Annotated in this window: 24 protein-coding genes and 1 tRNA gene; 15 read left to right on the forward strand and 10 right to left on the reverse strand. The window is 62.9% G+C overall.

The features are described from left to right. Positions 1 to 34: 34 nt before the first annotated feature. Positions 35 to 253, reverse strand: coding sequence for a DUF2945 domain-containing protein (locus B2V90_RS09445; protein ID WP_037542312.1), 219 nt, complete (start codon positions 251 to 253; stop codon positions 35 to 37). Between the two features lie 125 nt (positions 254 to 378). Here B2V90_RS09445 and B2V90_RS09450 point away from each other — a divergent pair, with 125 nt between their 5' ends. From B2V90_RS09450 to B2V90_RS09460, 3 genes are read left to right on the forward strand one after another with little or no spacing between them, the layout of a single operon-like run. Then, positions 379 to 1557 (forward strand): glycosyltransferase family 4 protein, encoded by a 1179-nt coding sequence (locus B2V90_RS09450; protein WP_228222193.1) that lies wholly within the window; start codon positions 379 to 381, stop codon positions 1555 to 1557. A gap of 28 nt (positions 1558 to 1585) precedes the next feature. Next, positions 1586 to 2905, forward strand: a complete 1320-nt coding sequence (locus B2V90_RS09455) for a replication-associated recombination protein A (RefSeq protein ID WP_228222192.1) — start codon at positions 1586 to 1588, stop codon at positions 2903 to 2905. Beyond that, positions 2902 to 3759, forward strand: a complete 858-nt coding sequence (locus B2V90_RS09460; RefSeq protein WP_228222191.1) for a hypothetical protein — start codon at positions 2902 to 2904, stop codon at positions 3757 to 3759. Before B2V90_RS09455 ends, B2V90_RS09460 begins: the two co-directional genes overlap by 4 nt. A gap of 17 nt (positions 3760 to 3776) precedes the next feature. On the opposite strand, the gene B2V90_RS09465 is transcribed toward B2V90_RS09460, so the two are convergent. Both B2V90_RS09465 and B2V90_RS09470 read right to left on the reverse strand, forming a co-directional pair. Next, positions 3777 to 3851 (reverse strand) — tRNA-Thr (locus tag B2V90_RS09465). An 81-nt stretch (positions 3852 to 3932) separates the two neighbouring features. Next, positions 3933 to 4373, reverse strand: a complete 441-nt coding sequence (locus B2V90_RS09470) for a cupin domain-containing protein (RefSeq protein ID WP_228222224.1) — start codon at positions 4371 to 4373, stop codon at positions 3933 to 3935. 121 nt (positions 4374 to 4494) lie between these two features. Here B2V90_RS09470 and B2V90_RS09475 point away from each other — a divergent pair, with 121 nt between their 5' ends. Next, positions 4495 to 4797 carry a glycine zipper 2TM domain-containing protein gene (locus B2V90_RS09475; protein WP_031297471.1) on the forward strand — a complete coding sequence of 101 codons (303 nt, stop codon included), beginning with the start codon at positions 4495 to 4497 and terminating at the stop codon, positions 4795 to 4797. Between the two features lie 95 nt (positions 4798 to 4892). Here the strand turns inward: B2V90_RS09475 and B2V90_RS09480 are convergent, their stop codons facing one another. Together B2V90_RS09480 and B2V90_RS09485 are read right to left on the reverse strand one after the other, a co-directional pair. Next, positions 4893 to 5168, reverse strand: coding sequence for a hypothetical protein (locus B2V90_RS09480; RefSeq protein WP_009821956.1), 276 nt, complete (start codon positions 5166 to 5168; stop codon positions 4893 to 4895). Positions 5169 to 5322: 154 nt separating this feature from the next. Beyond that, positions 5323 to 5730 (reverse strand): EVE domain-containing protein, encoded by a 408-nt coding sequence (locus B2V90_RS09485; RefSeq protein ID WP_037542766.1) that lies wholly within the window; start codon positions 5728 to 5730, stop codon positions 5323 to 5325. A gap of 103 nt (positions 5731 to 5833) precedes the next feature. Here B2V90_RS09485 and B2V90_RS09490 point away from each other — a divergent pair, with 103 nt between their 5' ends. After that, on the forward strand, positions 5834 to 6781 hold the full coding sequence (locus B2V90_RS09490) for an isopenicillin N synthase family dioxygenase (protein WP_228222190.1): 948 nt from the start codon (positions 5834 to 5836) through the stop codon (positions 6779 to 6781). Between the two features lie 104 nt (positions 6782 to 6885). Here B2V90_RS09490 and B2V90_RS09495 read toward each other — a convergent pair whose 3' ends face one another. Beyond that, positions 6886 to 7269 (reverse strand): dihydroneopterin aldolase, encoded by a 384-nt coding sequence (locus B2V90_RS09495; RefSeq protein WP_228222189.1) that lies wholly within the window; start codon positions 7267 to 7269, stop codon positions 6886 to 6888. 128 nt (positions 7270 to 7397) lie between these two features. Between B2V90_RS09495 and B2V90_RS09500 the strand changes: the two genes are divergently transcribed. Genes B2V90_RS09500 through B2V90_RS09515 form a run of 4 tightly spaced genes read left to right on the forward strand, consistent with a single transcriptional unit; the run spans position 7398 to position 10326 of the window. Next, positions 7398 to 7916, forward strand: coding sequence for a GNAT family N-acetyltransferase (locus tag B2V90_RS09500; protein ID WP_228222188.1), 519 nt, complete (start codon positions 7398 to 7400; stop codon positions 7914 to 7916). 43 nt (positions 7917 to 7959) lie between these two features. Then, the gene (locus B2V90_RS09505; RefSeq protein WP_228222187.1) at positions 7960 to 8526 is read left to right on the forward strand and encodes a DUF1285 domain-containing protein; all 567 of its coding nucleotides are present in this window, start codon (positions 7960 to 7962) and stop codon (positions 8524 to 8526) included. Next, a complete protein-coding gene (locus B2V90_RS09510; RefSeq protein WP_228222186.1) occupies positions 8523 to 9134 on the forward strand; it encodes a CoA pyrophosphatase in 612 nt (203 codons plus the stop codon). Before B2V90_RS09505 ends, B2V90_RS09510 begins: the two co-directional genes overlap by 4 nt. Continuing rightward, the gene (locus B2V90_RS09515) at positions 9115 to 10326 is read left to right on the forward strand and encodes a CCA tRNA nucleotidyltransferase (protein WP_228222185.1); all 1212 of its coding nucleotides are present in this window, start codon (positions 9115 to 9117) and stop codon (positions 10324 to 10326) included. The genes B2V90_RS09510 and B2V90_RS09515 overlap by 20 nt, the downstream gene beginning before the upstream one ends. Here B2V90_RS09515 and B2V90_RS09520 read toward each other — a convergent pair. Then, the gene (locus B2V90_RS09520) at positions 10290 to 11930 is read right to left on the reverse strand and encodes a putative bifunctional diguanylate cyclase/phosphodiesterase (protein ID WP_293921044.1); all 1641 of its coding nucleotides are present in this window, start codon (positions 11928 to 11930) and stop codon (positions 10290 to 10292) included. The genes B2V90_RS09515 and B2V90_RS09520 overlap by 37 nt on opposite strands. Positions 11931 to 12101: 171 nt before the next feature. Continuing rightward, entirely contained in the window at positions 12102 to 14390 is a 2289-nt protein-coding gene (gene parC, locus B2V90_RS09525; protein WP_228222184.1) for a DNA topoisomerase IV subunit A, read from the reverse strand. 151 nt (positions 14391 to 14541) lie between these two features. Between parC and otsB the strand changes: the two genes are divergently transcribed. From otsB to purC, 5 genes are all read left to right on the forward strand, one after another. Then, a complete protein-coding gene (otsB, locus tag B2V90_RS09530; RefSeq protein WP_228222183.1) occupies positions 14542 to 15309 on the forward strand; it encodes a trehalose-phosphatase in 768 nt (255 codons plus the stop codon). 87 nt (positions 15310 to 15396) lie between these two features. Continuing rightward, on the forward strand, positions 15397 to 17181 hold the full coding sequence (locus B2V90_RS09535) for a glycoside hydrolase family 15 protein (protein WP_266103145.1): 1785 nt from the start codon (positions 15397 to 15399) through the stop codon (positions 17179 to 17181). Further along, positions 17178 to 18584 (forward strand): alpha,alpha-trehalose-phosphate synthase (UDP-forming), encoded by a 1407-nt coding sequence (gene otsA / locus B2V90_RS09540; RefSeq protein ID WP_009821979.1) that lies wholly within the window; start codon positions 17178 to 17180, stop codon positions 18582 to 18584. Before B2V90_RS09535 ends, otsA begins: the two co-directional genes overlap by 4 nt. A gap of 31 nt (positions 18585 to 18615) precedes the next feature. Next, entirely contained in the window at positions 18616 to 18750 is a 135-nt protein-coding gene (locus B2V90_RS09545) for a hypothetical protein (RefSeq protein WP_266103136.1), read from the forward strand. 146 nt (positions 18751 to 18896) lie between these two features. Next, a complete protein-coding gene (purC, locus tag B2V90_RS09550; protein WP_009821977.1) occupies positions 18897 to 19679 on the forward strand; it encodes a phosphoribosylaminoimidazolesuccinocarboxamide synthase in 783 nt (260 codons plus the stop codon). A 38-nt stretch (positions 19680 to 19717) separates the two neighbouring features. Here the strand turns inward: purC and B2V90_RS09555 are convergent, their stop codons facing one another. Both B2V90_RS09555 and B2V90_RS09560 read right to left on the reverse strand, forming a co-directional pair. Further along, on the reverse strand, positions 19718 to 20476 hold the full coding sequence (locus B2V90_RS09555; protein ID WP_228222182.1) for a sulfite exporter TauE/SafE family protein: 759 nt from the start codon (positions 20474 to 20476) through the stop codon (positions 19718 to 19720). A 69-nt stretch (positions 20477 to 20545) separates the two neighbouring features. Beyond that, positions 20546 to 21769 (reverse strand): polyhydroxyalkanoate depolymerase, encoded by a 1224-nt coding sequence (locus tag B2V90_RS09560; RefSeq protein WP_228222181.1) that lies wholly within the window; start codon positions 21767 to 21769, stop codon positions 20546 to 20548. A 129-nt stretch (positions 21770 to 21898) separates the two neighbouring features. On the opposite strand from B2V90_RS09560, the gene B2V90_RS09565 reads away from it, so the two are divergent. Continuing rightward, positions 21899 to 22555 (forward strand): glutathione S-transferase, encoded by a 657-nt coding sequence (locus tag B2V90_RS09565; RefSeq protein ID WP_228222180.1) that lies wholly within the window; start codon positions 21899 to 21901, stop codon positions 22553 to 22555. Positions 22556 to 22584 lie beyond the last annotated feature (29 nt).

The following is a 22584-nucleotide window of genomic DNA, read 5'->3' on the forward strand; positions in this document are numbered from 1 at the left end:
CACCGGCCCCGTCAGGGGGACCTGGCCGGCGTTCCTAGCTGGCGCTCAGTTCCGATCCGAGCTTGAGCACTTCCCCGCCATCGTCCACCTTGATCAGATAGGCGGGATTGTCCTTGCTGCCATTACGGCGGATTTTGGAGCCTTCGATCGTGCGTTCGACATGGCGATCGAACCGCTCTTCCACGCGCCCCCGGCCGACGCCCTGCCCCCAGTTCCACTTGACCCTTTTTCCTTTGCGGAAACTATCGGTCATAGGGGCATCCTCTCCTTTATGGGGCGCATGCCGCGCCGGCCGGTTCATCAACGTGCGAAAGCAAAATTCCCAAGGGCTTGCGCGGTTCCCTTGGGTTTTCATTTCTGTTCGGCTAAGGCGCTGCGATGGATGCTACCGGCCTTCGTGTCGCCCTGTTCAGCGGCAATTACAACTATGTGCGCGATGGCGCGAACCAGGCGCTCAACCGGTTCGTATCCTATCTGCTGCGCCAGGGAGCCGCCGTGCGCGTCTATTCGCCGACTGTGGACACGCCCGCGTTCGAGCCGACCGGCGACCTGGTCAGCGCCCCCTCCTTCGCCGTGCCGGGGCGAAAGGAATATCGCGTCCCCTATCGCCTGTCCGGCGCGTTACGCCGCGATCTCAAACAGTTCGGCCCCAATCTGGTGCATGTGTCGAGTCCCGATCCGCTGGGACATCGTGCGGTCAGCTGGGCACGGGCACACGGCCTGCCCACGGTCGCGTCGGTGCATACGCGCTTCGAAACCTATCCGCGCTATTATGGTCTGGCCTTTCTGGAGCCGCTGATCGAATCGATGCTGCGGCGCTTCTACCGGCGGTGCGACGCTATCGTCGCCCCGTCCGAATCCATGGCGCAACTGCTGCGCGATCAGCGGATGAGCTATGATGTGGGCATCTGGACACGCGGCATAGATCGCGAGATTTTCTGCCCGGCGCGGCGCGACATGGCGTGGCGACGATCGCTGGGTATCGGCGACGACATGCCGGTGATCGGCTTCATCGGCCGGCTGGTGATGGAAAAGGGACTGGACGTCTTTTCCGACACGGTCGATCAACTGGCGCAGCGGCAGGTGCCGCATAAAGTGCTGGTGGTGGGCGAAGGCCCGGCGCGCGAATGGTTTGAAAACAGATTGCCCGGCGCGGTCTTTACAGGCTTTCAAAAGGGCGTGGACCTGGGCCGCGCGGTGGCCAGCATGGACATGCTGTTCAATCCTTCGGTCACCGAAACCTTTGGTAATGTGACGCTGGAAGCGATGGCATGCGGCCTGCCAACGGTTGCCGCGCGCGCGACCGGCAGCGAGAGCCTGGTGACGGAAGGCGTGACCGGACGGTTGATCCGGCCTGGCGCGATCAGCGCATTCGCGGACGCCTTGCAATATTATTGCGTGGACACGGCCGCGCGTGCAGCGGCAGGCCAGGCGGCGCAGCAGCGGGCGGAGCGCAACGGATGGGATCAGGTCAATCAGGCGCTGGTCGATACCTATCTGCGCGTCATTCGCCAGCGCGCGCAGGGACTGGCTCCGCGTTCCAGCCCTGTTCCCTGATCGCCCGCCCGCCCCTATATCCCTGGCGATGGCCGACCTGTTCGCTTCCCCAGATGACGCCGCCGCCGGTGGCGCGCCCGATACCGCACCGCTCGCCGACCGGCTGCGCCCGCGCACGCTGGGCGATGTCGTCGGGCAGGAGCATCTGACCGGGCCGGACGGCGCGATCGGCCGGATGGTCGCAGCGGGGCGATTATCCTCCATCATTTTCTGGGGCCCGCCGGGTACGGGCAAGACGACGATTTCGCGCTTGCTTGCCCATGCGGTCGGTATGCGGTTCGAACCGATATCCGCGGTGTTTTCGGGCGTCGCCGATCTGAAAAAAGTGTTCGCGGCGGCCAAGGATCATGCGCGCCACGGTGAAAAGACGCTGTTGTTCGTGGACGAGATTCACCGGTTCAATCGCGCGCAGCAAGACAGTTTCCTGCCCTTCGTCGAAAATGGCACGGTGACGCTGGTCGGGGCGACGACCGAAAATCCCAGTTTCGAACTGAACGCGGCGCTGCTGTCACGCGCGCAGGTGCTGATCCTGCGCCGGCTGGACGCCGCTGCGCTGGAGCAATTGCTGGACCGCGCCGAAGGGTTGATGGAACGGCCCCTGCCGCTCGATTCGGCTGCGCGTGAGGCGTTGCTGGCGAGCGCGGACGGCGACGGGCGCTTCCTGCTGAACCAGGTCGAAACCCTCTACGCCATCGACATTCCAGAGCCGCTCGATCCGGCCGGGCTGTCCGCGCTGCTTCATCGCCGGGTCGCGGTCTATGACAAGGACCGGGAGGGCCATTATAATCTGATTTCCGCGCTCCATAAGTCGCTGCGCGGGTCCGATCCGCAGGCGGCGCTCTATTATCTGGCGCGGATGCTGACGGCGGGCGAGGAGCCGCTTTACGTGCTGCGCCGGCTGGTCCGGTTCGCGACGGAGGATATTGGCCTCGCCGACCCGCAGGCCGTGGTGCAATGCCTGGCCGCCAAGGATGCCTATGACTTTCTGGGCAGTCCCGAAGGCGAACTGGCCATCGTGCAGGCCTGTCTTTATTGCGCCACCGCGCCAAAATCCAACGCGGCCTATATGGCGATGAAGGCGTCGTTCCGTTCGGCGCGCGAGACCGGATCGCTGATGCCGCCAATGAATATCGTCAATGCGCCCACCAAGCTGATGAAGCAGGTCGGCTATGGCAAAAATTACCAATATGACCATGATGCGGCGGAAGGCTTTTCCGGCGCGAATTATTGGCCCGAAGAGATGGAGGCGCAGACTTTCTACGCCCCCACCGATCGCGGTTTCGAAGCGCGCGTGGCGGAGCGCATGGCCTATTGGGACAGGCTGCGCGCGGAGCGCGGCACAGGGTGACGCCCCGGTTCGAGCGATTTGCCGCTATCGACTGGTCTGGTGCGAAGGGCGCGCGCCACAAGGGGATAGCGGTAGCGCTTTGCGGGGCAGGCGACGCCGTTCCGCAGTTGATCACCGCGCCGGAGGGCCTGTGGTCGCGGCAGGCGGTGGCGGATTGGGTGAGGGCGGAGGCGACGCGCGGCAACACGCTGTTCGGGTTCGATTTCAGCTTCGCCCCGCCCTTCGTTGAGCGAGGCGGCTATCTTCCCGGAGACGTGGTGCCCGATGATGGGCCGGCGTTCTGGGCCTATGTCGATGCGATCTGCAACGACGCAGATCTGGGCGCGGCGAGCCTGTTGGAGATTACTCATCGCCGCCATTTTTATTTCGGCAAGGCGGATGGGGTGAAAGCAGCCTTCATGCATCATCGCATCTGCGAGGCGCGCTATAATGCGCGCGGGGGCGGCAAGCCGTCCACCGTCTATGACGCAATCGGCGCGGCACAGGTCGCGAAGGCGAGTTTCGCGGGCATGCGGATGCTGCACCATGTGCGGAAGCAGGTGCCGGTCTGGCCATTCGACCCCTGCCCCACCGCCGGCTCGCTGATCGTCGAAATTTATACCAGCATCGCCGCGCGCGCGGCCGGGCGGCCCAAGGGGCGGACGAAAATGCGCGACGCCAATGCGCTCGATTCGGCGCTGGCGGCGCTTGGGTCGAGGCCGCATGACGGGCCCATGCCGGATGACCATGGCGCGGACGCGATCGTCACCGCCGCCTGGATGCGCCGCACGGCGACGACCCCCGCGCTCTGGGTTCCGGCCATGCTGACGGACGAGATCGCGCGCGCCGAAGGGTGGACCTTCGGGGTGGTGTGACACGGTTTCAGGAGAAATGGTGCCGGCTGAGGGGATCGAACCCCCGACCTTCGGTTTACAAAACCGCTGCACTACCGCTGTGCTAAGCCGGCTGGATGGCGAGTGCCCTAATGTCGGGCGGCATTGCGGTCAACGGCGAAATGCCGATGCATCGTCAGACGAACAGACGCGCTCTAGCTGCCAGGCGACCAACCGGGCGGCGCGAGGGTGAAGCCGGCAAATTCGAAGCCCGGCGTGACGGTGCAACTGACCAGCGTCCATCCGCCCATCGGCCTTGCCGATTGCCAGTGATGCGCAGGGACCAGCATCTGGGGCATCTGGCCACCGATGATGTCGGCCCCCAGGATGGCTTCGGATGCCGGGCCGTCCGCAGACGCGATGGAGAGGATGAGTGGCGCGCCGGCGTGCCAGAACCAATGTTCGTCCGCATCGACCCGATGCCAATGCGAGTGTTGATGCGCCTCCAGCAGGAACAGGATCGCGGTGCCGGCCGCCCGCCCGTCAGCAGCCGTCGCCGCGCGCCAGGTCTCACGATACCATCCGCCTTCCGGATGGGGCGACAGGTTAAGGGCCGCGATCAGCGCCCTCCCATCCTGCTCATCGACGCTGCGCATCATTTCACCTCAAATTTTATGGCTGTGGAAACAAAGGCTTGGGCTGTTGCCGCAGGTTCATGCAACCTCAATCAATAAAAGGGGGTTCAAGCGTCAAATCACGCTAATGGAGGAGATACTCATGCGTAAAGCTCTTATGGCCCTCGCCGCCGTGTCGCTGGCGGTTCCGGTTTCGATGGCAGTCCCCACCGATGGCGCGCAAGCGCGCAAGCATCATCGCTACAAGGAATGGCGCGGTCGCGACGGACGCACCTATTGCCGCAAGTCGGACGGGACCACGGGCCTGATCATCGGCGGCGTCGGCGGTGCGCTGGTCGGCCGGGCGATCGACACGCGCGGTGATCGCGCCACCGGCACGATCCTGGGTGCTGCTGGCGGCGCGCTACTGGGCAAGGAAATCGACAGCAAGCGCCGCTGCCGCTGAACGGGCGTTGCCCGCTTAGCTGAAAGCAACGCGAACGAAAAAAGGGACGACATCCAGTACGGATGCCGTCCCTTTTTTATCCTTGAAAGCGGGCGTCAGTTGGATGCGGCGCCGCGGGCTTCCTCGACGGGGAAGCTGACCGACTGGCCGTTCGACACACCCGAAACCTTGCCATCCTTCACCGACAGGTTGAAGGCGACCGAACCGGGGTAGCGACGGCCCGAAATCTTCTGGCCGGTCTTGGTATCCTTGACGTCATAGACGTAGGTATAGCCTTCATGCGTGAAGCGCTGCTTGGTAGCGTCTTCAGCCTGGGCAGCGGTGGCGGCGATGGCGCTGAGCGCGCCGGCAACAATCAACTTGGACAGCATTCGCATAGGGTTTCTCCTTGTGAATGCCGATCAAACACCTCTTGATTATATTATTATCTGCTTGCCGTCACACTATGTTGCAGCGCAGCAGGACCGCAATCGCAAAAAAGGGCATGCCGGTTGCAGTCGACGCAACCAGCCAAAACGACCGGCATCAAGCCTTTGACATAGCGACAATATGGTCGAATTGCGCCGGTGTCAGGGGGCTGACGGACAGGCGCGGCTGCCGGATGATCGCCATGTCCGACAGGGCATCCTGCGTCTTCATGGCCTTGAGTGTGACCGGATTGGCAAGCCTTTCCTTCGGCGCGACATGGACCGCGATCCATTTGCCCGAGGAATCGGTGCTGTCAGGCGCGGCTTCCTCCACGATGGACATGATGCCGACCGCCGCGAGGCCGATATTGCTGTGGTAGAAGAGGGCCAGATCACCCTTGCGCATCGCGCGCATATGACCCTGCGCGGCATGGTTGCGCACACCGTCCCACTCCGCCTGGCCCTTCGCGACCAGGTCATCGTAGGAGAAGACATCAGGTTCGGATTTCATGAGCCAATAGTGCATTTTGCCTTCTTGCAACAGCGGCCCGGGACGATCAAGGATGCGGCCATACACGGCCCTGCCCCCTTGGCGGAAAAGGGTCATTCAAGAATGTGGAGATAGCAAGGTGTCGCAAACGGTGCTGGATCAGGTGCCTGTCCTGTCCATGGCGGAGATGTCCAAGGCGGAATTCGCCCAGGCCTTTGGCCAATCCTTTCAGCAGTTCGGATTCGCGATGGTGCGCGACCATGGCATGGACCCCGGCCTGATCGACGAAGGCTGGGCCATGGCACGGCGCTTTTTCAAGCTGCCTGAAGACGCAAAGCGGCGCTACGACGCGAAATATAATGGTGGGCAGCGCGGATATACCGCATTCGGGACAGAAATCGCCAAGGGCGCAAGCGAGAATGACCTGAAGGAATTCTGGCATGTGGGGCGCGACTTGCCAGAGGGCGACCCCCTGGCGCAAACAATGCCGCCCAATGTCTGGCCGGACGAGATGCCGGAGTTCAAGCCGGTATTTGCCAACCTGTATCGCGAGTTCGACCGGGTAGGCGCTGAGCTTCTGTCAGCCATCGCCCTTTATCTCGGCCTGCCCGAACGCTGGTTCGACGGGCCGATCGACAATGGCAATTCGATCCTGCGCCTGCTTCATTATCCTCCGGTGTCGCCGCAAGCGCCCGGCATTCGCGCGGGTGCGCATGAGGACATCAATCTCATCACGCTGCTGCTGGGCGCCGAGGAAGGCGGTCTGGAACTCAAGGATCGCGACGGCAACTGGTTGCCGGTCGTGCCGCCGCCGGGCGCTTTGGCGATCAACGTCGGCGATATGCTCCAGCGGTTGACCAACCATGTCCTGCCCTCGACCAGCCATCGCGTGGTCAATCCTCCGCCCGAAAGGCGGGGGCATTCGCGCTATTCCATGCCCTTTTTCCTGCATCTGCGCCCGGATTTCATGATCGACGCCCTGCCCCAATGCGTGAGCGCCGACAATCCGCGTCGCGATCCGCCGATCAGCGCGCATGATTATCTGACCGAGCGGTTGATCGAGATCGGGTTGATCAAGAAGGGGTAGCGAAGTCCCGCCGTCGAGGAGGCGGCGGGACGGTTTCACCCTGCGTTGCGAGAACGGCCCTCTGCCCCCAAAAAGGCGATAATCGGGGCTGTTTTCCGCGCGCGCTATTTCCGCCCGCGGCCCAGCGTAATGCCGATTTCCTCGCCGCGCTCGCTCAGCGCGAGCTTGACGATCTTCACTTCGACATGGCTGACCTTGTCGTCCTGAAGGAAGATGGTGTCGATGATATGGTCGGCCACCGCCTCTATCAGTGTGAAATGCACGCCTTCGGGCAGCGCGGTCGATGCCGCATGCTTGAGGTCCATATAGTTTTTCGACTGACCGAGCGGCGTTTCCGGCTCGTAATGTTCAGCGATTCGCAAGCGGGCGCGAATAGATATGCGCAGCGGCTGGGGAAGATGCGTCTCCTCCGAGTAAATGCCGGTGAGCACGTCGACATGGAGATTATTGACCTCCAGCGTCAGAAAATCGTCAAAACCCGTATGCATAGCCTGCCAACCATCGCCCACAGCCTGACCCCAGACAGGGACTATTTTTCTTTCCTTTTGCGAGGCGGGCGCTAAAGCCCCCGCTTCCGGCGCTGCCCCATGCGCCATTGATCGCGGATCGGCAAGGCGTGTCTGACATTATCCCTCTGGACACTGTTGCATCTGACGCCATCGAGGCTTTGCTGGACGCCGCTTTCGGGCCCGATCGCCACGGCCGCACCGCCTATCGTATCCGGGAAGGCATGGCGATCATTCCGGCCCTGTCGGTGGCCATTGCCGGTCGCGGCGGCGAGTTGATCGGCACGCTGCAAAGCTGGCCTGTCGCCCTGACGCAGGCGGATGGCCGGCAGATACCGCTCATCATGATCGGGCCGGTCGCGGTGGCTCCTGCGCATCAACAGGACGGCCATGGCCGGGCGATGATGGATGCCGTCATCGGCAAGGCACGCGCGCTCCGCACCGAACCGTTGATAATGATCGGCGATCCGGAATATTATGGCCGTTTCTGGGGCTTTACAGCCGCTGGTACGGGCGGATGGGATGCGCCCGGTCCGTTCGAGAAGCGCCGTCTGCTCGCCCTGTCGCTCGATGGCCGACCGGTGGGCGGCGAAGGCATGCTGACCCCCCGGATCACGATTTCGGCCTGATTCCCCCTTTGCCTTCGGCGGCTTGGGCTCCTATCTCGAAGCCATGCCGATGGACCCCTTGCCCGATCTCGCCACCCTGTCGCTGCCCGACATTGCCCGGCTGCTCTCTGAAAAGAAGCTGCCGCCGGTCGAGCAGTGGAATCCCGACCATTGCGGCGACAGCGAAATGCGGATCGCCCGGGACGGCACTTGGTATCACCAGGGATCACCGATCGGGCGAGAGGCGATGGTGCGGCTATTTTCGACCATCTTGCGGCGGGAGAACGATGGCACCCATGTGCTGGTGACGCCGGTCGAGAAACTGGACATCGAGGTTGAGGACGCGCCCTTTGTTGCCGTCGAGCTCAAGAGCGAAGGCGAAGGCCGGGATCGCGCGCTCGCCTTCCGGCTCAACACCGGGGACCTGGTAGCTGCCGGGCCGGACAATGCGCTGGCCTTGCGCGATACCGATGACGGCCCGCGCCCCTATCTGCACGTGCGCGGCGGGCTGGATGCGCTGATTTCCCGCAGTGTCTATTATGAGCTGATGAACCTGGCGCTGGAGGAAGGCGGGGAGCCCGTCGGCTTGTGGAGCCATGGCACCTTCTTCCCGCTGGACAACGCCCGATGACGCTGGCGCTGCAGCTGCGCGCCGCGCTGCAAGAAGGGCATAGCCTGGGCGACACGCTGCCGCTGTCGGACGTGCGCGATCCACGGATCCAGGGCGACATCCTGCTGGCACCGGCAGCTGTGCTGGTCGCGATCACCGATCGGCCCGAGCCGGGGCTGATCCTGACCGAACGATCGACCGCGTTGCGCAAACATGCCGGGCAGGTCGCCTTCCCCGGCGGCCGCGTCGATCCTTCCGATGCCGACGAAATCGCCGGCGCGCTGCGCGAGGCGCAGGAGGAAATCGCGCTAGCGCCAGACCAGGTCGAGGTGGTCGGGATATCCGATCGCTACCAGACCTTCACCGGTTTCGACATCGTGCCCGTGCTGGGCGTGATTCCGCCCGACCTGCCGCTCCGCGCGCAGGAAAGCGAAGTGGCTGCCTGGTTCGAGGTACCGCTCGCCTTCGCGCTCGACCCTGCCAACCGCATCCGTCGCGAGGTCGAATATGCCGGTGCGATGCGCCCTTATTATGAGATATTCTGGGAAGGTCGCCGCATATGGGGCATCACCGCCGCCATTCTCGCCAATCTGTCCCGCAGGCTAGGCCATGACCGTCTCGCTGCCTGATGCGCCCTGGCGTCATCGCGGGGGCCTTTCCGCATTGCTATCTGCCCTTGGGGCCGCCGAAGGCACGGCGCGCTATGTCGGCGGCGCGGTACGGGACGGACTGCTGGGCCTGCCGGTCAATGACCTGGACATCGCCACGTCGCTGCCACCGTTGACGGTCATGGAACGCCTCCAGGGGGCAGGGATCAAGACGGTGCCGACCGGGATCGAGCATGGCACGGTAACGGCCGTGCTGGCCGATGGGCCGGTAGAGATCACGACCCTGCGCCGCGACGTCAGCACCGATGGCCGGCGCGCAACCATCGCCTATACCGACGACTGGCGCGAGGACGCGGCCCGGCGGGACTTTACGATCAACGCGCTCTATGCTGACCCGCTGACCGGCGCGATCAGCGATTATTTCGGCGGGATCGCGGATTTGGAAGCCCGGCGACTCCGTTTCATTGGCGAGGCGGACGCGCGTATCGCCGAAGATCATTTGCGCATCCTGCGCTATTTCCGCTTCCTGGCGCGCTATGGCGACAATGACGTGGACAATAGCGCCTATGCCGCCTGCGTTGCCGCCGCAAACAGCCTGATGGCGCTGTCGCGCGAGCGGATTGCGGACGAATTGCTCAAGTTGATGGCCGTCGCAGCGCCCGGCCAGGCGCTGCGCCTGATGATCGAGGGCGGCATATTGCGCCCGGTGCTGCCGGAGGTGGCGATGGACGGCGTCGATCGTATGGAGGCGCTGATCGAAAGAGAAGCGCAGGCGGCGCTGCCGCCATCGCCCGCGCGGCGGCTTGCGGCCCTTTTGCCGCCCGACGCTGCTGTGGCCGATCAGGTCGGCGCACGGCTGAAATTGTCGAACAAGGCGCGCAAACGCTTGGTGCTTGCACTCGGGCAGGACGGCGTAGGCGAGCGGCCACGGGCGCTGGCGTTTCGCATCGGCACCGAAGCCGCGATCGACCGCCTGCTGCTGGACAGCGCCCGGCCCATCGACATGCTCGACCAGGTGATTGGCTGGACGCCGCCCAAGCTGCCGATCAGCGGAGGCACGTTGATCAGTCGAGGCCTGACGCCGGGCCCGGATGTGGCGAAGGCGCTGCGCCAGGTCGAACAGATATGGGTGGAGGAAAATTTTCCCGACGACGGCCGTGTCGATCAGATCGCCGATCAGATCGTTTCGAAATTCCAGCGCGCGCGCCAATAGTCGAAGGCGTCGGCTTCGTTCATCGGGCGTGCGAAATAATAGCCCTGCCCCTGCCAGCAACCCAGATTCTGGAGTTGCAGCGCAAGAGCCTGGGTTTCGATCCCTTCCGCCGTCACCTTGAGGTTCAGCGACTCCGCGAGCGAGAGGATGGTGCGGACGATCACCATCTTGTCGTGATCCTCCAGCATGGAGGACACGAAGCTGCGATCGATCTTGAGAATGTCAATCGGGAGGCTGTGCAGGCTTGCAAGGTTGGAAAAACCCGTCCCGAAATCGTCCATGGCGATGGACATATCGAGATCCTTGAGCGCAACCAGCCATTTGCGCGCCTTGTCGGGATCGGCAACGATCGCGCTTTCGGTCAGTTCGGCGGTCATGCGCCGGCCGTCTATTCCGGCATAGCGCAGCGCTTCTTCGAACATGCTTTCCACGTCGTCGCGCGCGATCTGGATGGCCGATACGTTGACATTGACGCTGACGGGCAGCGGCTGGCCATATTTCGCATCCCAGCGCGACAGGGCCTGTGCGGCTTCATAGGCGGCCCAGCGTCCAAGGGACGTGATCAGGCCGCTTTCTTCTGCAACCGCGATAAATTCGGTCGGCGGCACATTGCCCAGGTCCGGGTCGTTCCAGCGGGCCAGCGCTTCAAAACCCGTAATCTCCCCAGTTTGAAGGTGAATGAGCGGCTGATAGGCCAGCGACAATCCACCCTGTGACAAGGCGTCACGCAGCCGGCTTTCGATCGAGAAGCGGCGTTGTGCTTCCTTGAGGACGCCGTTGCGATAAATTTCGACCTTGCCGGTTCGCTTGGCGATCTTGACCGCGGCCTGCGCCTTGCGGACGACGTCATCGGGATCATCATCCAGGTTCAAAGACAACGCGCAGCCAATGGCGCAATCGACGCGAATTTGCAGATCGCTCAGCCGGATGGGCGATCCCATGGCGTCCTGAATTCTCTGAACAATGTGAAGAACGTCCGACAAGCCATTGTTCAAACGGGCAAAGATCGCGAAATCATTGCCACCGATCCGCGCCAGCACGTCACCCTGGCGCAGGCTGGACTTCAGGCGCTTTGCCACGGTGATAAGCAATTCATCCCCGGCCATCGGTCCCAGCGATTCATTGACCCGGCTGAACCGGCTCAGGTCGATGGCAATGATGCCGAACTGCGCCGTGTCGGGCCAGACGCCATTCCTGAGCCGGTCGTCAATTTCTTCGCCAAAGCCCGTGCGATTGGGAAGCGCGGTGAGACCGTCTGCCAGCAGTTCCCGCCGCAAATTCTTTTCGATCGCCCGTTCATTGGTGTGGTCGGTCGCGGTGAACAGGAGCAGGTTTTGCGCCGGATCCTGGCTATGCAGCCGACCGATCGTGCACATATGATATTCCGGGCCGAGCTTTCCTTCACGCCGCGTTTCGAAAAAGGCGTTATCCTTGCCGGAAGCGATGAATTCGCGAATGCGTTCAGCCCAGGCGGAGTTGGGCAGTATATCTGCGGGACTGACCCGGCCCTGTTCAAGCGCGCGATTGAAACGCGTGTTACCCGCGATCACGGAGAGGCCATCGTCATGATAGGCCACGATCGCCGCAGCCTGGGGCAGCGCCATCAGGAATTGGGCAGGGTCATCGATGGTGCAGACACAGGGGTCCGCGCCACCGCAGCTCGCTTTGCTACGGATCGTCTGAGCCAGGCGAGGACGCACGGACGCGGATTCCATGGGACCGGGCTAAAGCGATTAGGTAAATATTCTGAAAACGAGATTCCGAAATCGAATAATTCAAAACCGGTTATCGCGCGGGAATCCGTTGGGCGGCATTCGGCCGGCAGCGCCGCGCGCGACCTTCCACGGCGTCATATCGGTTTCATTGCGGGTGCGGCCCGAATCGCCCCCCATCGCCCAGGTCAGCCCGTCGGCCAGGCGGAAGGCGATGGCGTCAGACAGGCCGCCATCGCGATAGCGCTGCAGCTGGACGCCCTGCCCGCGCGCCATGCGCGGCATTTCGGAGATGGCGAAGACCAGCAATTTCCGGTTCTCGCCAATGACGGCAATGCTGTCCGCGTCGGCTGTCACAGGGTGGACGACCGCGAGCCGCGCGCCGGCGCGGACATTCACGACTTGCTTGCCCTTGCGCGTTTCCGCCATGATGTCGGCCATCGCAGCGATGAAGCCGCGCCCGTCGGACGAGGCAAGCAGCAGGTCGCCGCCAGCGCGCGCGGGCATCAGGGCAACGATCGCCCCTTCATTATCCATGTCCACGAGCGAGCGCACCGGATCGCCGAACCCGCGGCCACCTGGCAGCTTATCCGACGACAGGGTGAAGACGCGCCCTGTGGACGTCGCCAGCAGCAGCTTGTCAGTGGTATAGGCATGGAAGGCGAATTGCGGGCCGTCCCCTTCCTTGAACTTGAGCGTATCGGCCGCCGCCAGATCGCGATGGCCACTCATGGCGCGAATCCAGCCGCGTTCAGAGAGGATCACGGTGATCGGCTCGCGCTCGATCATCGCTTCCAACGGGATTTCGCGCGCGGGCGCGGCTTCCTCGACCAATGTGCGGCGGCGCCCCAGATCGGTTTCGGGACCATAGCGCTTGCGCAGGGCGGCGAGGTCCTTCTTGAGCCGGGTGCGCTGCCGGGCCGGGCTTTCGACCAACTTTTCCAGTTCGTCGCGTTCCTTGAGCAGTTCGTCATGCTCGCGGCGAAGCTCCATTTCCTCCAGCTTGCGCAAGCTGCGCAGGCGCATGTTGAGGATCGCTTCGGCCTGGCGATCGGTAAGGCCAAATTCGGCCATCATCACCTCTTTTGGCTCGTCCTCCGTGCGGATGATCTCGATCACCCGGTCGAGGTTCAAATAGGCGATGATATAGCCGTCGAGCAGTTCGACCCGCGCCGCGATCTTGTCGAGCCGGTGACGCGCGCGCCGGACCAGCACGTCAATCTGGTGCCGCAGCCATTCGACCAGAAGAGGCTTCAATCCCAGCACGCGCGGCGTGTGCGTGGAGTCGAGCACATTGAGATTGAGGGGAAAGCGATTTTCGAGGTCAGTCAGGCGGAACAGGCTGTCCATCAGAACCTGATCGTCGACGGTGCGGGCGCGCGGTTCGATGACGATGCGGATGTCCGCGTCGGATTCGTCGCGCACATCGGCCAGGATCGGAAGCTTCTTGTCGTTGATCAGCGCCGCGATCTGCTCGATCAGTTTCGACTTCTGCACCTGGTAGGGAATTTCGGTGACGACCGCGATCCAGGTGCCGCGCCCATGATCCTCCTTGTGCCAGCGCGCGCGGGTGCGGAAGGCGCCGCGCCCGGTGGCATAGGCTTCGGCGATGATCGACGGACTGTCGACCAGCACGCCGCCGGTGGGAAAGTCAGGCCCGCGCACGATCTGCATCAGCGCGCCATGATCGGCGTCGGGATCGTCGATCAGCAGGTTGGCGGCGTCGATCAACTCCGCAACATTGTGCGGCGGGATGCTGGTCGCCATCCCGACCGCGATGCCGCTGGCGCCATTGGCGAGCAGATTGGGGAAGAGGCCGGGAAACACCTCCGGCTCCTCATCCTCGCCATTATAGGTGGGGCGAAAATCGACGGTGCCTTCGTCCAGGCCCGCCATCAGATCGGCCGCCGCCTGGGTCAGGCGCGCTTCGGTATAACGCATGGCCGCGGCGTTATCGCCGTCGATATTGCCGAAATTCCCCTGCCCGTCGACCAGCGGCGTGCGCAAGGAAAAATCCTGCGCCAGCCGCACCATGGCGTCATAGACGGACGCGTCGCCATGCGGGTGATATTTGCCGATCACATCGCCCACGACGCGGGCGCATTTCTTGTAGGCGGTGGTGTTGCGCGCAGGATTGGCGGTGAGCACATCGGCGCTGGCCCCGCCCGGCTCCATCCGCAACAGCCGCATCGCCCAGAGCAGGCGGCGATGCACGGGCTTCAAGCCATCACGCAGGTCCGGCAGCGAGCGTGCGGTAATGGTCGAGAGCGCATAGACGAGATAGCGCTGGGACAGCGCTTCGTCGAAGGGATGGTCCTTGATGGCGTCGAACGGGTCGCGGAAGTCTGTCATTCCGTCCGGGATAGCAGCGCGCAGCGCTTTGGCAAAGATGGCGAACGTCAGTGAGACGGGGCTCTGCCCGCCCATCGCTGACGGGAATATTTTGCGTGCGGTGCACCATAAGGGGGGTTGCGGTTTGGGAGGAAAGCGCCACTTTGCGCCGGTGTCTGATTCTCCCCCTTCCCCAGCCGTCACCCCGCTCCGGGCCCCATCCGTCAGCTTGCTGGAGGGCGCGGCGCTGTTTCTGGATTTTGACGGAACGCTGGCGCCGATCGCCGATACGCCCTGCGGCGTCGAGGTGGACGAAGAACTGATCGGGACGCTGCTGCGGCTGCGCGACGCGCTGGACGGGCGCCTGGCGATCGTCAGTGGCCGGTCGGTCGCGACACTGCGGGACTTTGGCTTTACCGACTTCCTGATTGCCGGCACGCACGGACTGGAGTTCGCTGCGCCGGGCGCGGACGTGGACGCGCCCGCGCGCCTGCCGGCGATCGACGCGGTGGAGCATGCGTTCAACGCTTTCGTTGCGGACAAGCCGGGCCTGCTGGTCGAACGCAAGACGATCAGCGTCGGGCTGCATTTTCGCGGCGCGCCGCAATGGGGCGACGAGGCCCGCGCGCTCGCCATGGCGCTCGCCAACGATCACGACCTAGCGGTGCAACCGGGCAAGATGCTGTTCGAATTGCGGCCCGGCGGCGCGGACAAGGGCAGCGCGGTGCGCCGGCTGATGGCGCAGGCCCCGATGGCGGGCGGCGTTCCCGTCTTCATCGGCGACGATGTGACCGATGAGGAAGGCTTTGCCGCCGCCGCCGAGCAGGGCGGCGCGGGGATATTGGTCGGCGTGCCGCGATCGACTTTTGCCGCCTTTGGGTTGGAACAGGTTGCCGCCGTCAGGCATTATCTGGCTGAAGGGGCTGCCCGGCTCGGCTGAACGGCGGCCTATTGGCTTGGTTGCAGTCAAAAAGGGGGCATAAACATCAGCAACAGCAACGGCGAAACGCATGCCAGCGAACAGACGCTGGACCTTTGGCCCATCGGCAATTGCCAGGCGTCGGCTCTGATCGACCGCGCCGGGCGCATGGTTTGGGGCTGCGTGCCCCGCGTGGATGGCGACCCGGTCTTTTCCGCCCTGCTCGACGACCAGTCCTGGGATGATCCGGACGCACGCGGTTTCTGGGCGATCGAACTGGAAAATGTCGTCGCGGTCGAACAACATTATATCCGCAACACCCCGATCCTGGTGACGCGCCAGCGCGATGCGCAGGGCAACGCGATCGAAACCTATGACTTCTGCCCGCGCCATCGGCACAAGGGGCGCATGTACCGCCCGGTCGCCTTCGTACGGATCGTCCGGCCGGTCGCGGGAAGCCCGCGCATTCGCGTGCGACTGCGCCCGACGACGAGCTGGAACGCGGAAACGGTGCCGATCAGCTACGGATCCAACCATATCCGCATGGTGCTGTCCTATATGGCAATGCGCGTTTCGACCAACGCGCCCATCGGCCTTATAAGCCAGGAAAGCTGGTTTCGGCTGGAAGCCGACATGCATTTCTTCATGGGGCCGGACGAAGGCTTTTCCGACGCGCTTCGCCCCGCGATCGAACGGATGCTGGACGATACGATCCTGGAATGGCAGGTCTGGGTCCGGGGTCTTGCCATTCCCGCCGAGTGGCAGGAAGCGGTCATTCGATCCGCCATTACTTTGAAGTTGTGCCAGCATGAGGAAACCGGCGCGATCGTCGCGGCGCTGACGACGTCCATTCCCGAACATGCCGACAGCGGGCGTAACTGGGACTATCGCTATTGCTGGATTCGTGACGCATATTACACGGTGGAGGCGCTCAACCGGCTGGGTGCGCTGGACGTGCTGGAAACCTATCTCGTCTATCTGCGCAATATCGTCGATGGCGCCAAGGGCGGGCATATCCAGCCGCTCTATGATGTCCGCGGCAATGCCACGCTGACGGAATGGGAGGCGCAAGCGCTGCTGGGCTATCGCGGCATGGGGCCGGTGCGCGTTGGCAATGCTGCCTATGAACAGATCCAGCATGACGCCTATGGCCAGATCGTGCTTTCGTCGGTTCAAGGCTTCATCGACAAGCGTCTGCTGCGCATGGCAGGCCATGCCGATTTCGAAGCGCTGGAGGCGGTGGGCGAGCGCGCCTGGCAAGTCTATGACAAGCCCGACGCTGGCCTGTGGGAATTGCGCACCCGCGCCCATGTCCACAGCTATAGCGCAGTCATGTGCTGGGCGGCGTGCGATCGTCTGGCCCATGCGGCCAAGGCTTTAGGGCTGGACATGCGCGCGGCTTATTGGGAAAATCGCGCGGAAACGATGCGGGCACGCATATTGGAAGCGGCCTGGCGCAACGACAGCAATGCGATTTCGGCCAATTTCGAGGATGATTCGCGCGACGCTTCCTTGCTCCAGTTGCTCGACCTGCGTTTCCTGAGCGCCGATGACCCCAAGTTCACCGGGACATTGGCAGCACTGGAAGCGGACTTGCGGCGCGGCAACGACATGCTGCGATACAGCGCGCCCGATGATTTCGGTGAGCCGGTAACGGCGTTCAACGTCTGCACCTTCTGGCTGATCGAGGCGCTGCACCGCACCGGCCGCACCGAAGAAGCGCGCGAATTGTTCGAGGTCATGCTGTCCCGGCGCACGGCCGCGGGCCTGTTGTCGGAGGATATCGACCCCGTGACCGGGGAATTGTGGGGCAATTATCCCCAAACCTACTCGTTGGTCGGCATCATCAACTGCGCCGTCTTGCTGAGCAAACCGTGGAGCGCGATGCGATGAGCCGCCTGATTATCATCTCCAACAGGGTCAGTCGCCCCAGCAAGAGCGGCAATCAGGGTGGGTTGGCGGTCGCACTGTCGCAGGCTTTGCGCGAAAGCCGGGGCATATGGGTTGGCTGGTCGGGCGAGGTGACCAACAATTTCACCGGCCATATCGGCTTTGCCGAATATGACGGCGTCAAGACCGCGACGATCGACCTGGAAGAACAGGATGTCGACGAATATTATAATGGCTATGCCAATAAGACGCTGTGGCCGCTATTTCACTTCCGCATCGACCTTGCCGAATATGCGCGCGATTTCGAAGGCGGCTATAACCGCGTCAATAAACGCTTTGCCGAAACGACCAGCCCGCTGATCGAGCCGGACGACATCATCTGGGTTCATGATTATCACATGATCCCGCTCGGCCAGATGCTTCGCGACCGGGGCCTCAAGAACCGGATGGGCTTCTTCCTGCACATCCCCTGGCCACCCACGCGCCTGTTGGTGTCGCTGCCGCACCATACAAAGCTGGTCAGTTCGCTCTTCGCCTATGATGTGGTGGGATTTCATACCGAGGAATGGCTCGAATCCTTCCGTCATTATGTCGAGAAGGAAATGGGCGGCAAGGTTGACGGCGACTTCGTCACCGTGGGCGACCGCACGATCCAGGCGATCGCCTGCCCCATCGGCATCAATGCGCAGGAATTCGCCGACGCCGCCATCAGCGACGCGGCGAAGGACATGTACGGGCAGGTTCGCGCATCCTTGCAGGACAGGTCGTTGATCGTAGGTGTCGATCGACTGGATTACAGCAAAGGGCTGGAGGAGCGGTTCAACGGCTATGCCCGGTTCCTGAAAGATCATCCCGAACATCATCGCCAGGTCGTGCTGACGCAGATCGCGCCGCCTTCGCGTGGAGAGGTGGAAAGTTATCGCGACATTCGCGCGACGCTGGATTCGCTCGCTGGCCGGATCAACGGCGAATATAGCGATGTCGACTGGACGCCGATCCGGTACGTCAACCAGGGCTATCCCCGCGACAAGCTGGCCGGCATCTATCGCGCGGCGCGGATCGGACTGGTGACGCCCTTGCGCGATGGCATGAACCTGGTGGCCAAGGAATATGTCGCGGCGCAGGACCCGGAGGACCCCGGCGTGCTGGTGCTGTCGCGCTTTGCCGGCGCTGCGATCCAGTTGCGCGACGCGCTGCTCATCAATCCCTATAGCAGCGAAGAAATGTCCGATGCGATCAACCGCGCGCTGGCGATGCCGCTCGACGAACGCAAGCGGCGCTGGCGCGCAATGATGGACAGCGTGGAAAAGCAGGATATCAGCTGGTGGCGTCAGACCTTCACCGACCGGCTGACAGCGGCCGAGCCGATCCGCAAAAAGTCAGCCGCAGCGCCCGCGGAGGGTTGAGCCCGAACAGCGCGCTCGCTAGGCCTCGCGGATGCAGCAGGACGACGATGAAAACATAGGCGGATTTTTATCTGCTATTCAGGCCCGGTCGGGCGTCATCATCGCCACGGTGGGACTGATCGCCTGGGTCGCGCTGCTGTGGTTCATGTTTGCTGATGTTCTCTAGCAACAGGGGAGCGCCCCGCCCCGCCAATTGCACCGGCGGTGAGTTTGTTCTAAAGGCCTGCCCGAACAGCCCCGGCACCCGCTGATCCTTTCCGATTCGCGATTGCCGGGGCGCATTGTTTTTGAGAAAAAAGGTCAGGAACGCGCATGGCCCGTCGCCGCCAGATTTACGAAGGCAAGGCAAAGATCCTCTACGAAGGCCCCGAACCGGGCACGATCATCCAATATTTCAAGGATGACGCCACCGCCTTCAACGCGCAGAAAAAAGGTACGATCTCCGGCAAGGGCGTGCTCAATAATCGCATTTCCGAGCATATCTTCACATTGCTCGGCCAGATCGGCGTGCCCACCCATTTTATTCGTCGGCTTAACATGCGCGAGCAGCTGATCCGGCAGGTCGAAATCGTGCCGATCGAGGTGATCGTGCGCAATGTGGCTGCCGGATCGCTCTCCAAGAAACTGGGGATCGAGGAAGGCACGCAGTTGCCGCGCACGCTGATCGAATATTGCTACAAGGATGATGCGCTCGGCGATCCGCTGGTGTCCGAAGAGCATATTGCCTGTTTCGGCTGGGCGACGCAGGAGGAAATGCACGATATTGCCGACATGGCGATCCGCGTGAATGATTTCCTGTGCGGCCTGTTCGCCGGCATCGGCATACGCCTCATCGACTTCAAGCTGGAGTTCGGGCGGCTTTATGACGGCGATTACAGCCGCATCATCCTGGCCGACGAAATTAGCCCGGACGGATGCCGGCTGTGGGACATGGCCACCAACGAGAAGCTGGACAAGGACCGGTTCCGCCGCGATCTGGGCGGCGAAGTCGAAGCCTATCAGGAAGTGGCGCGGCGGCTGGGCCTGTTGCCCGAAGGACTGGATACCACCGTGCTCGACCTCGACACCCATCGCAAGAAGCGCGAGAAGGAATAGGAAAAAGGCCGGCCACAGCGCCGGCCTTTTTCATGGCGTCACGCCATCAGGGCATCGGCCATCAATTTGAGGCCGAGCAGGATCATCAGCACATAGATGAGCGTGTAGAAGCGCGCGGGGTCAACCCGCCGCACCAGCGCGACGCCCGCGAATGTTGACAGGATCGCGACCGGCGCCAGCATCGCGGTGGCGGCGAGATTGTCGTGGGTGAACTGCCCCAGGGCGGCATAGGCCGGAACCTTCATCCAGTTCATCGCAGCAAAAGCGAAGGCGGTCGTGCCCACCAACATGTCGCGCGCAAGCTTCTTGGGCAATACCCACATCTGAAAAGGCGGTGAGCCGGCATGCGCGATCTGGCTGGTGAAACCGCTGGCGATCCCGAACAGAAAACCGACCCAGGCCGGCGAATTGGACGGCAGCGTGACCGCACCGCCCCGCTCGACCCACAGACGTTGCAAGCCGAACAGCACCGAAATGCCACCCAATACCCCCAGGACCGCGACTTCCGACACCTTTGCTGCAAAGAGCCAGCCAAGCATAACCCCGATCGCCGCGCCCGGCAGCATGACCGCAAGGATCCGTCCGTCCCAGCTGCGCCGATAGGCCCAGACGCTGACCGCATCCTGCAAGATCAGGATCGGCAACAGGATCGCAGCGCCCCGGACCGGATCAATGGCCAGCGCCATGATGGGCATGGCAAGCGCGCCCACGCCCGCAAAGCCCCCCTTGGCCAGCCCGGATATGATAACGGCCACCAGCGCGCAAACGATGTAGATGGCATCGACATCAACCGGCATGGCGCAGCACCAGCGAACAGGCACAAATCAGGCGCCGACCCGTCTTGAACGGGCCGGGATCGCCTGTCGTCAATTCATCGCCAGGATCATGTTCCGCACCTGCGGGTAGACCTGCTTTTCCCATTTGCTGCCGGAAAACACGCCATAATGGCCAACGCCCGGTTGAAGATGATGACGTTTGAGATGCGGGCGCAGACCCGTGCACAGCGCGTGGGCGGCGGACGTCTGACCCACGGCGCAGACATCGTCACGCTCGCCCTCGACCGTCAGCAACGCGGTCTTGCGGATCGCACCGAGATCGATCTTGCGGCCGCGCACCGTGAGTTCCCCCTTGGCGAGCAGGGTTCGCTGGAACACCATGTCGACGGTCTCGAGGTAAAATTCCTTGGTCATGTCGTGGACGGCGAAATATTCCTCGTAGAATGTCTTGATCTTGTCCGCTTGTTCCGTCTTGCCGTCGGCCAGCAACTGATAGAGTTCGCGATGCTGCGCTCCGTGCCGGGCCATGTTCATGGACACGAACGCGGACAGTTGCAAGAAGCCGGGATAGACCTCCCGCCCGCGCCCCGCATAGCGGAACGGAACGACGGAAATCAGATTTTCCTCGAACCATTTGATCGGTTTTTCATTGGCGAGATCATTGACCGCGGTGGGCGCGGCGTTGGGATCGATCGGCCCGCCCATCAGGGTCATGGATCGCGGAGTCGCCTTGTCCTGATCCTCCGACATCAAGGCGACGGCCGCCATGGCCGGCACGCATGGCTGGCATACGGATACGAGGTGCGCGCCCTCCCCCAATTCCTGCAGGAAACGGATCACATAGTCGACATAGTCGTCGAAGCCGAAGCGACCGGCGGACAGAGGAACGTCCCGCGCGTTTTTCCAGTCGGTGATGTAGACATCATGATCGCGCAGCAACGTTTCGACCGTGTTGCGCAGCAAAGTCGAGAAATGGCCGGACATCGGCGCGACCACGAGCACGCGCGGCTGATCGACGGCGACGTCGTCCTTCACGAAATGAAGCAGGTTGCCAAAGGGCATGTCGAGCGCGACCTCTTCACGCACGGCCACCTGCGCATTACCGCTCTGCACCAGGTTGATATCGTAGGCCGGCCGCTTGTGGGTCAGCTTCGCGCCCTGAAACACGTCCATCAATGCGAACATTCGGCGCGGCATCGCCCATTCTGCCATCGGGCCCATCGTCTTGCGCAGGCCGAGCGCCCATTCGGCGCCCAGGCGCGCGGGCGCCAGCATGTCGTTCCAGGCCTGATAGCCGCTGTAGAGCATCCGCATGATCGCAAACTTGCCTTATATTGACCCTATGAACCGAATCGGTTCCTTGATGAAACGCTATACAGGCATTTTCTGTTGCACTGCACCATCATAAATGGGAACCTGCGCAGGATAGCGAGGGGTAAAGCCATGGCCGACGCGCAAATCACTCTTTCCAGCCGCACCTATTCATCCTGGTCGCTTCGGGGCTGGTTGCTCTGTCGACTCGCGGGGCTGACGGTACAGGAACAGATGGTCGCCCTTGACGACCCTGACAATCGCGCGGAGTTGCTGCTGCTTTCTCCCTCCGTGCTGGTGCCGCGCCTGACCCATGAGGGCGCAAGCGTCTGGGACACGCTGGCTATCGCGGAATATCTGCACGAACTGTATCCTGATGCGGGCATGTATCCCGCCGATCGCGTCGCCCGCGCCCGGTGTCGGTCGGTATCGGGCGAAATCCATTCGGGCTTCATCAACCTGCGGTCCGCGCTGCCGATGAACCTGAAGGTCCGGCACGATCGCTTCCCGATCTTCCCCGGCGCCCGCCCCGACATCGAGCGGGTCGAGACGATATGGGCGGAATGTCTGGGCGATTATGGCGGCCCCTGGCTGTTCGGCGCCTCACCCACCGTGGCCGACGCGATGTTCGCGCCCGTGGTGCAGCGATTCCTGACCTATGCCGTGGCGGTGAGCCCGATGTCCGCCGCCTATTGCGAAACCATAAACGAGTGGCCGCTGATGCGCGAATGGATCGACGCCGCCCGTCAGGAGCCCGACGAAATGATCGAGTTGGAGACCGAATTCTAGGGCCTTTCCCCTCCGTCCTTAGGGGGGTA

The sequence above is a fragment of the Sphingobium sp. UBA5915 genome (assembly GCF_002431195.1).
In the GTDB taxonomy this organism is placed as follows: Bacteria; Pseudomonadota; Alphaproteobacteria; order Sphingomonadales; family Sphingomonadaceae; genus Sphingobium; species Sphingobium soli.

Excerpts from the sequence above, each read along its gene's own strand:
- B2V90_RS09445 (WP_037542312.1), bottom strand. The coding sequence starts at position 253 with ATGACCGATAGTTTCCGCAAAGGAAAAAGGGTCAAGTGGAACTGGGGG.
- B2V90_RS09450 (WP_228222193.1), top strand. The coding sequence starts at position 379 with ATGGATGCTACCGGCCTTCGTGTCGCCCTGTTCAGCGGCAATTACAAC.
- B2V90_RS09455 (WP_228222192.1), top strand. The coding sequence starts at position 1,586 with ATGGCCGACCTGTTCGCTTCCCCAGATGACGCCGCCGCCGGTGGCGCG.
- B2V90_RS09470 (WP_228222224.1), bottom strand. The coding sequence starts at position 4,373 with ATGCGCAGCGTCGATGAGCAGGATGGGAGGGCGCTGATCGCGGCCCTT.
- B2V90_RS09475 (WP_031297471.1), top strand. The coding sequence starts at position 4,495 with ATGCGTAAAGCTCTTATGGCCCTCGCCGCCGTGTCGCTGGCGGTTCCG.
- B2V90_RS09480 (WP_009821956.1), bottom strand. The coding sequence starts at position 5,168 with ATGCTGTCCAAGTTGATTGTTGCCGGCGCGCTCAGCGCCATCGCCGCC.
- B2V90_RS09485 (WP_037542766.1), bottom strand. The coding sequence starts at position 5,730 with ATGCACTATTGGCTCATGAAATCCGAACCTGATGTCTTCTCCTACGAT.
- B2V90_RS09495 (WP_228222189.1), bottom strand. The coding sequence starts at position 7,269 with ATGCATACGGGTTTTGACGATTTTCTGACGCTGGAGGTCAATAATCTC.
- B2V90_RS09505 (WP_228222187.1), top strand. The coding sequence starts at position 7,960 with ATGCCGATGGACCCCTTGCCCGATCTCGCCACCCTGTCGCTGCCCGAC.
- B2V90_RS09510 (WP_228222186.1), top strand. The coding sequence starts at position 8,523 with ATGACGCTGGCGCTGCAGCTGCGCGCCGCGCTGCAAGAAGGGCATAGC.
- B2V90_RS09515 (WP_228222185.1), top strand. The coding sequence starts at position 9,115 with ATGACCGTCTCGCTGCCTGATGCGCCCTGGCGTCATCGCGGGGGCCTT.
- B2V90_RS09520 (WP_293921044.1), bottom strand. The coding sequence starts at position 11,930 with ATGGCGCTGCCCCAGGCTGCGGCGATCGTGGCCTATCATGACGATGGC.
- parC (WP_228222184.1), bottom strand. The coding sequence starts at position 14,390 with ATGACAGACTTCCGCGACCCGTTCGACGCCATCAAGGACCATCCCTTC.
- otsA (WP_009821979.1), top strand. The coding sequence starts at position 17,178 with ATGAGCCGCCTGATTATCATCTCCAACAGGGTCAGTCGCCCCAGCAAG.
- B2V90_RS09545 (WP_266103136.1), top strand. The coding sequence starts at position 18,616 with ATGCAGCAGGACGACGATGAAAACATAGGCGGATTTTTATCTGCTATT.
- purC (WP_009821977.1), top strand. The coding sequence starts at position 18,897 with ATGGCCCGTCGCCGCCAGATTTACGAAGGCAAGGCAAAGATCCTCTAC.
- B2V90_RS09555 (WP_228222182.1), bottom strand. The coding sequence starts at position 20,476 with ATGCCGGTTGATGTCGATGCCATCTACATCGTTTGCGCGCTGGTGGCC.
- B2V90_RS09560 (WP_228222181.1), bottom strand. The coding sequence starts at position 21,769 with ATGCGGATGCTCTACAGCGGCTATCAGGCCTGGAACGACATGCTGGCG.
- B2V90_RS09565 (WP_228222180.1), top strand. The coding sequence starts at position 21,899 with ATGGCCGACGCGCAAATCACTCTTTCCAGCCGCACCTATTCATCCTGG.